This is a genomic window from Antarctobacter heliothermus (assembly GCF_900188425.1).
Classification (GTDB): Bacteria; Pseudomonadota; Alphaproteobacteria; order Rhodobacterales; family Rhodobacteraceae; genus Antarctobacter; species Antarctobacter heliothermus.
The window spans coordinates 1-9879 of sequence record NZ_FZON01000095.1; the positions used below are offsets into that span (position 1 = coordinate 1).

The 9879-nt window shown below is 60.6% G+C and carries 10 protein-coding genes; 6 read left to right on the forward strand and 4 right to left on the reverse strand.

The genetic code is table 11. From position 1 onward, the window contains the following. A partial coding sequence (locus tag CHB90_RS24635; RefSeq protein ID WP_212591653.1) for an ATP-binding protein occupies positions 1-1680 on the forward strand: 1680 nt, incomplete at its 5' end. 177 nt (positions 1681-1857) lie between these two features. On the opposite strand, the gene CHB90_RS24640 is transcribed toward CHB90_RS24635, so the two are convergent. The 3 genes from CHB90_RS24640 to CHB90_RS24650 all read right to left on the reverse strand — a co-directional run bounded on the left by CHB90_RS24640 (position 1858) and on the right by CHB90_RS24650 (position 4008). Beyond that, entirely contained in the window at positions 1858-2706 is an 849-nt protein-coding gene (locus CHB90_RS24640; protein WP_089280371.1) for a ParB/RepB/Spo0J family partition protein, read from the reverse strand. A 117-nt stretch (positions 2707-2823) separates the two neighbouring features. Further along, on the reverse strand, positions 2824-3297 hold the full coding sequence (locus CHB90_RS24645; protein WP_089280372.1) for a fasciclin domain-containing protein: 474 nt from the start codon (positions 3295-3297) through the stop codon (positions 2824-2826). Between the two features lie 267 nt (positions 3298-3564). Further along, a complete protein-coding gene (locus CHB90_RS24650; protein ID WP_089280373.1) occupies positions 3565-4008 on the reverse strand; it encodes a DUF302 domain-containing protein in 444 nt (147 codons plus the stop codon). 117 nt (positions 4009-4125) lie between these two features. Here CHB90_RS24650 and CHB90_RS24655 point away from each other — a divergent pair, with 117 nt between their 5' ends. The 5 genes from CHB90_RS24655 (at position 4126) to msrQ (ending at position 9270) form a co-directional block, all read left to right on the forward strand. Then, positions 4126-5682 carry an FMN-binding glutamate synthase family protein gene (locus CHB90_RS24655; protein WP_089280374.1) on the forward strand — a complete coding sequence of 519 codons (1557 nt, stop codon included), beginning with the start codon at positions 4126-4128 and terminating at the stop codon, positions 5680-5682. A 156-nt stretch (positions 5683-5838) separates the two neighbouring features. After that, a complete protein-coding gene (locus tag CHB90_RS24660; protein ID WP_089280375.1) occupies positions 5839-7305 on the forward strand; it encodes a pyridoxal phosphate-dependent decarboxylase family protein in 1467 nt (488 codons plus the stop codon). Between the two features lie 218 nt (positions 7306-7523). Then, entirely contained in the window at positions 7524-8459 is a 936-nt protein-coding gene (msrP, locus tag CHB90_RS24665) for a protein-methionine-sulfoxide reductase catalytic subunit MsrP (protein ID WP_089280376.1), read from the forward strand. Between the two features lie 11 nt (positions 8460-8470). Further along, entirely contained in the window at positions 8471-8668 is a 198-nt protein-coding gene (locus CHB90_RS27210; RefSeq protein WP_281256140.1) for a GDCCVxC domain-containing (seleno)protein, read from the forward strand. Then, positions 8665-9270, forward strand: a complete 606-nt coding sequence (msrQ, locus tag CHB90_RS24675; protein WP_089280379.1) for a protein-methionine-sulfoxide reductase heme-binding subunit MsrQ — start codon at positions 8665-8667, stop codon at positions 9268-9270. The genes CHB90_RS27210 and msrQ overlap by 4 nt, the downstream gene beginning before the upstream one ends. A gap of 101 nt (positions 9271-9371) precedes the next feature. Here msrQ and CHB90_RS26375 read toward each other — a convergent pair. Continuing rightward, on the reverse strand, positions 9372-9879 hold a 508-nt coding region (locus CHB90_RS26375; RefSeq protein WP_212591607.1), incomplete at its 5' end, for a hypothetical protein.

The window sequence follows — 9879 nt, forward strand, 5'->3', positions numbered from 1 at the left end:
AGCTCGGCGGGATCGGTCTGCTCATGCAGGACAGCTACCACGCTGGATTCACGAGATGAATCCCTCAACCAGCCTTTGCGCAACAAAGCCCCTTTGCGCAACAAAGCCGGTAAGAAACGGAGCATCACTGATAAAGAAATAGCCTTGATTAAGGCAATGGCTAATCGCGGCATGCAGGGAAAAGATATCCAATTTTTCTTCAACCGCCCAGATCGCGCTGTAAACTCTGGCAGAATTACTGGGATCAAGAAAGGCAGCTATGGGAACTCGGGCTCCATTCCCGCAGCCAATGACAATGAGCTTGATACTTTTCTGGCCTCTTTCAAAGCTACGGGGGTTACTGCCTCCGTCAAAGTTCCGGGCACTGGAACATCTACGCCTCCCGATGTTGGCCCTATGAGCGAGGCGGTTCTTGCCAACATGTTTGACAAGCAGCCGGGTGGGACATGGCGCTTCAAGCACGGCGAGAGTGATCGGCATGAGTGCAAGCAGGATTTCGGTTTCAAGCATGCAGGGAAGTGGCTAAGAGCTGTTGCCGCGCTCGCCAACAACGCGGGTGGTTACATACTCTTTGGGGTCACAGACAAGAAGATAACCAGTGGAACAATTGATCCGGACAGCTACTCGGTCAGTGGGCTAAAGAGCTCGGATTTTGCGAATGCCGACCCTGCGGATTTTACTAAGAGAATCAAGGGAACCTTCGATCCGACGCCGAAGATCGAATCAGCGATCCTTGATTTGGAGGGAGCGAGCGTCGGTATCATCTATGCCCATCAGCATGGGTCCCGTCCGGTAATTGCTCAGAAGGGCGATGGAGAACAGGTGAAGGAAGGCGATATTTTCTTTCGTTATTCCGGACAGTCAGCCCGCATCAAATACAGCGACCTCCGGGCGATTCTTGATGAACGGGACAGGCAGTCTCGCGAGCAGATTCTGCCAATGGTAGAAAAGTTGCTCCAACTTGGCCCGCGAGACGCGATGGTTGCCGATCTGGCCGGTGGTGTGCTTAGCGGGGAAAACCGCTCCATTATGATCGGCGAAGACCTGCTGGAGAAAATCAAGTTTATCCGAGAAGGGGAATTCGATGAAAAGGAAGGCGAAACGACCCTGAAGCTCGTCGGCGAAGTGCAGGCGCTTGAAGGGGTGGGAGGGGTTGTTCATAAGTCGTTTGTCACGCCTTCTGACTTACTTTCGGATTTCCTGCATTTGAACTCACCGTACGACCCAAAGGAGTATGTTCGTTGCGCCGTTGAGGGCGGGAACGGCTCGTGGCTGCCAATGCACTACTATGCTCGAAAGGCAGGGATTGCGACGGATGATCTGGCAAAATTCATCATGGAGACAAAGGCCCCGAAGACACGGCGGCAGACCTATCGAGATCGGGCGACCGGCGAGATCAGTGCCTATAAGAGTGCTGGGGGACAGCCGGGTGCGATAAAGTGCCAGATCGAGGCCGGGATACTTCCCGATCTTTCAAGTCCGAAAGATGCCGCGAATGCAGGACGCGCCGCTGCTGCGCTAACTGCAAAGCCGCCGCTGGAGTTACAGGAGATACTAAGTTGGCTGAACGACGCCATGGCGATTATCGAGGGCAGCAATAAAGCCTCGTGGATGAGTGCGATCCGCAGAGGAGTAGCGCGAATTGATGAGCTGTATTTCTCCAACCATGGTTGCTCCTGAACTCTGAGACCTGAGCGAGAACTGTTGGCCAAGTCAGCCAAAATTTTGCTGCAAACTGGTAAACGATATTGCCAACAAATTACTTACGTTTGCGAGAATCTGCATCGCAACACTAGATTGATTGATGAATGTCCTCTCAGCCCCCCCGCCACCCTACGGTGACGGGGAGCACCCCCTTCACACCTCTTTGCCGAAATGCAGTTCCACGTAGTCCATCACGTCGTCGATGATGCCCGGGGACTTGGCCTCGCGGCCTGAAAACCGGAGGATCCAGCCGGTGCGGGTGAGTTCTCGGCGGATGGTCAGGCCATTGCGGATGGTGCGGAGGCGGCGGGGGTCGCCGTCCGTGCCGGGGGCCGGATCGGAGGGGCGGGGGGAAAGCGCCTCTTGCAGCACCGGGGTCAGCGCCTCCCACTGGGTTTGCGGCGACGCGCTGCGCGGGAAGGGGGAGAGGGCGTTCAGCAGCAGATCCTCATAGCCCGCATTCAGCGCCGCCGTCAGTTGATCCAGCCGCCGAGTGGTGAGCCGTTCGGGCGCGTTCAGCAACCCGTCGAACCGCTGCACCACCGGCACAAGGCCGCGCAGGCGGGCGGTTTTCTGGCGCGAGGACAAGGGAAAGAGCGTGGAGATGGCTTCGTCGGGGGTGGCAAAGATCTCTTCCTCAAGACATTGCAGGATCAGGCGCACCTTTTCCCACGGGCTGATCTGGCTGCGTATCTCATTTTCCGTGACCATGGCGGTGACGGCCTTGGGGATGCTTTCGGGGGTGCGCAGGAGCGCGGGGATGCTGTCTTTTTCCAGCGTCGTGCAGGCGGTGAGGCGGCGAAAGCCGGAAATCAGCCCGTAGCGATGGCCGTCGGCTGTCTGTTCCGACAGCTCCCACACCTCAATCGGTTGGCGCAGGCCGTCGATGAGGATGGATTGCATCAGCTCATAATCGGCCTCTGCGTTCTCGCTGGTGCGATCGCGGGGCAGGGCGTTGGGGTTGATGTCGGTGAGGGGGATGTTGTGGATGATGTCTGTCATGGGAGCCTCCTTTGTGCGGGCGCGAGTATGGCGCGGGCACAGGGGGCGTTGCGGGACAGGGCGTTGCAGCGTTCGGTGGGGGGAAAGGCCCGCCTGGAGGCGGGCCTTTCGCGTGGGTTATTTCGGCATGATGACCTTGTCGATGACGTGGATCACGCCATTCGAGGCCTCGATGTCGGCGGTGACGTCGTTGACCATGACGCCGTTGTCAAGGTCGATCATGATGTCGGTGCCCTGCACGGTGGTCGCCATCATGTCATCGGACAGATCGGTCGACATGACCTTGCCGGCGACGACGTGATAGGTGAGGATCGAGACCAGCTGATCCTTGTTTTCGGGCATCAGCAGGGTTTCGACAGTGCCCTCTGGCAGCGCGGCAAAGGCGGCGTCGGTGGGGGCGAAGACGGTGAAGGGGCCCTCGCTTTTCAGCGTGTCGACCAGGCCTGCGGCGGTTGCAGCGGCGAGCAGGGTTTCAAACGAGCCTGCCTCTTTGGCGGTGTCGACGATGTCCATCGAGTGGCCGCCGGCAAATGCGGGTGTGGTGACAAGGGCGAGAGCAGCTGTGGCGGCGAGAAAAGTTCTGCGGATCATGAGTGGTCTTCCTTGGAGCCGTGGTTGCAATGTGTCTGACACATCGAACTTGTCTACGGGCCTTGGGGAGGGATGGATCACCGGGGATTTTTTGCGCGGGTGGCTTGACCTTGGCGGCGGGGTGTCTAAGCGGCCGTGTCGCGCGGTTTCCACTGACATTTATGTGATGCGGATGCGGTGCGTTTGTGGTGATCCGCGCGCATTTTTGGGGTGTGGAGGCCCCGGGGCAAGCCCGGGACGCGATCCGATTTTGCGTGCGCGGTGCGCCTATTCCAGCCCGATGGCGGCGCGGGCGATGCCGTCCAACAGCGCCTCGACCTTTTTCATCTCGCCGTCAGGAAAGCTGCGGAAACCGATGGTGGTGGTGTCGGGCGTTTCCGGGCGGACGATGACGAAGATGTCGTAGGGGCAGAAGACGACGTTCATCGGGTCCGCCTCCATCACCTCGCGGCTGATCTTGGCCGAGCAGAAGCTGAAGATGTCGGCATGGGTGAAGATGGTCACATCCGACCCGACATCGGCCCGGGTGCGTTCCAGCATGTCCCCGGTGTGGCTGACGGCGTCGATCACCAGACCCTCGTCCAGGATCGCGTTCTCCAGGCCAAAGACCACGTCGTCAAAGCTGTCGGTGGTGTCATAGCTGACGAAGCCTTCGGCGAAGGCCGTGCTAGCCACCAGCACAAGCGCCGTGGCGCCAAGAAACTGTCTCATTCTTTCTCCCTTTCACGAAATACGCAGACGGGCTGCCATTCCTCTGTGATGGTGTCACAGTAACGGTGGAGAAACACCTTGGCCTTGAGGCAAGTCAATACATTCAGGGGGTAGAATATGGAATTTGCGATGACCGCGCTGCAGTATCTGGCGCTGTTCTTTGTCTTCATGATCGGGGTCGCGGTTGCGGCGATCGCGGTGATGTATGTAATCGACAAGACGCAGAGGGGGGATGCGATCCGGCGCAACTATCCGGTGATCGGGCGGTTCCGGAACCTGTTCACGGAGCTTGGCGAATTTTTCCGTCAGTACTTTTTCGCCATGGACCGCGAGGAGATGCCGTTCAACCGGGCGCAGCGGAACTGGATCTACCGGGCGTCCAGCGGCAAGGGGAACACCGTGGCCTTTGGGTCGACCCGGAACCTGAACGTGCCGGGCACGCCGATTTTCATGAACGCGGTGTTTCCGCCGCTGGACGATCAATACGCCTCGACCGAGCCGCTGGAGATTGGCCCCTATTGCCGTGAGCCGTATTCCGCGCCGTCGATCTTCAACATCTCCGGCATGTCGTATGGCGCGATTTCAAAACCGGCGGTCAAGGCGTTGAGCCGGGGCGCGCGGCTGGCGGGGATCTGGCTGAACACCGGCGAGGGCGGGCTGTCGCCCTATCACCTCGAAGGGGGCTGTGATGTGATCTATCAGATCGGCACGGCGAAATTTGGCGTGCGCGACGCGGCGGGCAACCTGAGCGACGAAAAGCTGCGCGAGATGGCGGCGCATCCGCAGGTCAAGATGTTCGAGATCAAGCTGAGCCAGGGGGCCAAGCCGGGCAAAGGCGGCATCCTGCCCGCCGCCAAGATCGACACCGAAGTGGCGCAGATCCGGGGCGTGCCTTTGGGGCAGGACGCGATTTCGCCCAACCGCCACCGCGAAGTGGATGATTTCGACGATCTGCTGGACCTGATCGCCCATATCCGTGAGGTGACGGGCAAGCCTGTCGGCTTCAAGACCTGCATGGGCTCGGCCGATCCGTGGTTTGCCTTTTTCAAGAAGATCAAGGAACGTGGTGAGGAGTCGGCACCGGATTTCATCACCGTGGACGGGGGCGAGGGCGGCACGGGTGCTGCCCCGATGCCGTTGATCGACCTTGTCGGCCTGCCGCTGCGCGAGGCGCTGATCCGCATGGTGGACCTGCGCGACCTTGCGGGCCTGCATGACCGCATCCGCATCGTGGCGGCGGGCAAGCTGGTGGCCCCCGGCGATGTGGCCTGGGCAATTTGTCTGGGCGCGGATTTCGTGACCTCTGCGCGGGGGTTCATGTTTTCGCTGGGCTGCATTCAGGCGCTCAAGTGCAACAAGAACACCTGCCCGACGGGCATCACCACGCATATCCCGTCTTTGCAAAAGGGGCTGGTGGTGTCGGAAAAGGACAAGCGCGTGGCGGCCTATGCGAAATCGGTGATCAGCGAAGTTGAGACCATCGCGCATTCGGTCGGCGTGGCAGAGCCGCGCCAGATGCGGCGGCGGCATGTGCGGGTGGTCAAGGATGATGGATCGTCGGTGCAGATGAACGAGATATTCCCGTCGGTCCGGTTGGGCGATGGCGGGGCTGCGGGCAACCGCATGTTCGAAGAGGCGCTGCGCCGGATGGCGTCGGATGTGAAGGCCCCGTAACCCTGCGCTGTGGCGGGTGTAGACATGCCCGCCCATCGCGCCCCTGACCGCCCCCGGTCAGGGAGGGAAAGGCCACCGCCCGGGCCGGAAACTGTGATATACAGAGCGGATTATCAGGCGACGATTTAACCAGCCATTTTCAGGCGCGGGGGCCCCATGGACGTTCAGAAACCGGCACTGACCGAAGAAACGCTTGATCCAGCCGATTGGGGCGACTTGCAAGGTCTGGCCCGCCAGATCGTGGATGACGCCATAGCCCATGTGCGCGATGTGCGCGACCGGCCGGTCTGGACGGAAATGCCTGCCGAGGACAAGACAGTCTATGCCGGGCCGGTGCCGAGCGGACCGATGCCCCTGTCTGACGTGTACGGTGAGCTGTGCGAAAACCTGATGCCTTATCCGATGGGCAACATCCATCCGCGGTTCTGGATGTGGTACATGGGATCGGGCAGTTTCAGCGGTGCCTTGGCGGAGTTTATTGCCGCCATTGACGGGTCCAACCTGGGCGGAGGCAACAATGCCGCCGCCTTTATGGATACGCAGGTGGTGAACTGGCTGAAGCAGATGATGGGCTTTCCGCAGAGTGCCGGGGGCACCTTGGTCAGCGGCGGGTCCATGGCCAATATCATTGGCCTGACAACGGCCCGAAATGCCAAGGCCGGTGTCGACGTGCGGGCCGAAGGGGTCGCCGCCATCCCGCGCCCCCTGCGGTTTTACGGGTCGGATCAGGTGCACAGTTGCCATCAGAAGGCGGTGGAACTGTTGGGGCTGGGCAACAAGGCGTTGCGTCGCGTGCCGACCGGGTCGGATTTCCGCATGGACGTCGCCGCCCTGCGCGCCATGATGATTGAGGACCGCAAGGCAGGTTTTTGTCCCGCAGCGGTGATTGCGACGGCGGGCACGGTGAACACCGGGGCCATCGACGATCTGACCGCGATCGGGGCGCTGTGCCGCGAAGAGGATCTGTGGTTCCATGTGGACGGGTGCATTGGCGCGCTGATCGCGATTGCACCGGAGAACAGGCATTTGGTGGCGGGACTGGAGCACGCGGATTCCGTGGCGCTGGACCCGCACAAATGGCTGCATGTGCCGTTTGAGGCGGGATGCGCCTTGGTCCGGGACGCCGGTCTGCATCGCGACACCTTTGCCGTGCATCCAGAATACCTGGAGGAAAAGCCGCGCGGCATTGCGGCGAACGAGTACCTGCATGACTACAACCTGCAAACCTCGCGCGCCTTTCGGGCATTGAAGGTCTGGATGACGCTCAAGGAACACGGGGTCGACAAGTTCGGCCGGTTGATTGACCAGAACATCGCTCAGGCGACCTATCTGGAAGGGGTGATCGCGGAGGCGCCGGAGCTGGAGATGATGGCGCCTCGGGAGATCAACATCGTCTGCTTTCGGTATCGTCCGTCGGGTGTGCCGGAGGGGGAGCTGCGGGCGCTGAACACGGAAATCATGTTGCAGATGCAAGAAGCGGGGAGTGCCGCAGTGTCTGATACCACGGTGGGCGGGCGGCATTGCCTGCGGGTCGCGATCTGCAATCACCGGACCCGGCGAGAGGATCTGGACCTGTTGGTGTGCGAAATCCTGCGGATCGGTGCTCAGGTGGCGCAGGGCTGAGTCGGTACGTGCTGGAACGCGCTGAGAGGGGGCTGTCCGGACTGGATGGGTGTGGGCGGTGACCCCTCGCTTCGCGAACGGCACCCTGCCCACCCGTCGCGCGCGCTGGGACGCGCGCGACGTGTTACATCCCCGTGACGGCAACGTGAGAGATCGTTGGTTTGTTCAATGGCCGGGCGCGCATATCTTGGGGTCAAAGAAAGCCCCGAGGAGGACCCATGGCCAAGCGCTGGACAAACAAGCTGACCCGTTCCGATGTGACACCGGAGCCCATCTTCATGAATCGCCGAAAGGTGCTGGCCGGTCTGGGCCTTGGCGGCGGCGCTGCGGGGCTTGGTGGGCTGGCGCTGGGCGGGATGCCCGGCGCGGCGATGGCGCAGGACGATATGGCGCTGGAGCCGAACGCCTGGGACGAGATCACCTCATACTGCAACTATTATGAGTTCGGTACGCGCAAGGATGACCCGTCGCAAAACGCGCATCTGCTGACGACCGAACCGTGGTCGATCACCATAGACGGGCTGGTGGACAAGCCGGGTGACTATGCGCTGGGCGATATTGTCAGCCAGATGACCATCGAGGAGCGCATCTATCGCTTTCGCTGTGTCGAGGCGTGGTCGATGGTTGTGCCGTGGAACGGGTTTGAGCTGGCCGACCTGCTGGACATGGTGGGCGTCAAACCCGAGGCGCAGTATGTCGCCTTTGAAACCGTGTATCGCCCCGAGGAAATGCCGGGCACGCGCTATCCGGTGCTGGACTGGCCCTATGTCGAGGGGCTGCGGCTGGATGAGGCGCGCAATCCGCTGACGCTGATGGCGACGGGGCTGTACGGCAAACCGATGCCAAACCAGAACGGCGCGCCGATCCGATTGGTGGTGCCATGGAAGTACGGGTTCAAGTCGATCAAGTCGATTGTGCGGATCACCCTGACGGACAAACAGCCGCCGACATCCTGGAACAAGGCGGGACCGGGCGAGTACGGGTTCTATTCCAACGTGAACCCCGAGGTGGACCATCCGCGGTGGAGTCAGGCCTCGGAACGCAAGATCGGCGGCGGGTTGTTCGCCAAAAAGGTGCCGACCCTGATGTTCAACGGCTACGAAGACGAGGTCGCCGCACTGTATGACGGCATGGACCTGAAGGCGAACTTTTGACCGAGCTCGTTTTGATCTCGGTCCTGACGTGCCCGGCCTGCAACGCGCGCCACGACGAGCAGATGCCGACGGACGCCTGCCAGTTCTTCTGGGAATGTCCGTCGTGCAAGACAGTGGTGCGCCCCAAACCGGGTGACTGCTGTGTCTACTGCTCTTATGGCACCGTGCCCTGTCCCCCGATACAGGACGGAAAGGGGTGCTGCGCATGACGCTTGTCGATCGCCTGAACCGCCTCTTGCGGAGCGTGCCGCCGTGGGCGCTGTACCTCGTGCTTGTCCTGCCTGCGCCCTGGTACCTGTATCAGGGGGCAACAGGCGGTTTGGGAGTCGAGCCGATCAAGGCGCTGGAACATGCGCTGGGTGAGTTTGCCTTGCAGTTGGCGATTGCCGGACTGGCCGTGACGCCGTTGCGGCGGCTGGCAGGGGTGAACCTGCTGAAGTTCCGGCGCGCAATCGGGATCATGACCTTTACCTATGTGTTCCTTCACCTGCTGGTCTGGCTGGTGCTGGACGTGCAGATCCTGGGTCAGATATGGGCCGACATCGTCAAACGTCCCTACATCACCGTGGGTATGGCAGGGTTTGTCCTGATGCTGCCCTTGGTGGCGACGTCGAACAACTGGTCCGTGCGGCGGCTGGGTCCGCGCTGGCGCAAGCTGCACCGGCTGACCTACCCGGCAGTGATCCTGGGCGGCGTCCACTATGTGATGCTGGTGAAGGGGTTCCAGATTGAGCCGCTGATCTATCTGGCCGTCATTCTCAGCCTGCTGGCACTCCGGCTGCGGTCGTTGCCCCGGTTGCGCCCGGCCTGAGACAGCGCAAACAGGCAAACCGGCCTGGTGCCGACAGGAAATCCGCCCCTTGGGGCGGATTTCTTGATTCCTCGGGCGCGGGCTGGGTGATTTGCGGTGATTCACGTTTGGGTTTGGATTTTGAGTCGGGGATAAGCCTGTGGGTAAGTCTTGGTTTGGAAATTGAGTCGTTGGGTTTTGGGGGTTTCTGGGGTGGGCTGGGTGGATTTTGGGCAGGGGTTCTTTGGGTAGTGCATTGTTTTCATGTGATAATTTTGGTTTTTTTGGAAAAAGGTGTAGAGAAGTGAAAAAACTGCTTGCGGGTCTGATGTAGTATCCGTAGAACCCCCTTCACCGGCGGCGCTGAGGCGCAGGACGGGAAGTCGGACGGAACGGACGGGTCGCTGCGAGGTGGTCATGAAGGGAAGTAAGGCGAAGAAAATTGAGGCATTGACGGGCGGGCGCGCCAAGAAGTTAGGGCGCACCTGTTCGGTATTTGTCTCTGCGTTATTTGACATTGCTAATATCTGAAGAGATATGCGGACGGCTCTGGTCCTGATCGATGGATCAAGCTTCTGTATATCAACGCTTCTAGGATTTCGGTCCGATGATGAAGTGTCAGCTTCACTG

What these genes read in the sequence shown, in the direction of transcription:
- CHB90_RS24645 (WP_089280372.1), bottom strand. Translation starts at nt 3,297, where the DNA reads ATGATCCGCAGAACTTTTCTCGCCGCCACAGCTGCTCTCGCCCTTGTC.
- CHB90_RS24650 (WP_089280373.1), bottom strand. Translation starts at nt 4,008, where the DNA reads ATGAGACAGTTTCTTGGCGCCACGGCGCTTGTGCTGGTGGCTAGCACG.
- CHB90_RS24660 (WP_089280375.1), top strand. Translation starts at nt 5,839, where the DNA reads ATGGACGTTCAGAAACCGGCACTGACCGAAGAAACGCTTGATCCAGCC.
- msrP (WP_089280376.1), top strand. Translation starts at nt 7,524, where the DNA reads ATGGCCAAGCGCTGGACAAACAAGCTGACCCGTTCCGATGTGACACCG.
- msrQ (WP_089280379.1), top strand. Translation starts at nt 8,665, where the DNA reads ATGACGCTTGTCGATCGCCTGAACCGCCTCTTGCGGAGCGTGCCGCCG.
- CHB90_RS24640 (WP_089280371.1), bottom strand. Translation starts at nt 2,706, where the DNA reads ATGACAGACATCATCCACAACATCCCCCTCACCGACATCAACCCCAAC.
- CHB90_RS24655 (WP_089280374.1), top strand. Translation starts at nt 4,126, where the DNA reads ATGGAATTTGCGATGACCGCGCTGCAGTATCTGGCGCTGTTCTTTGTC.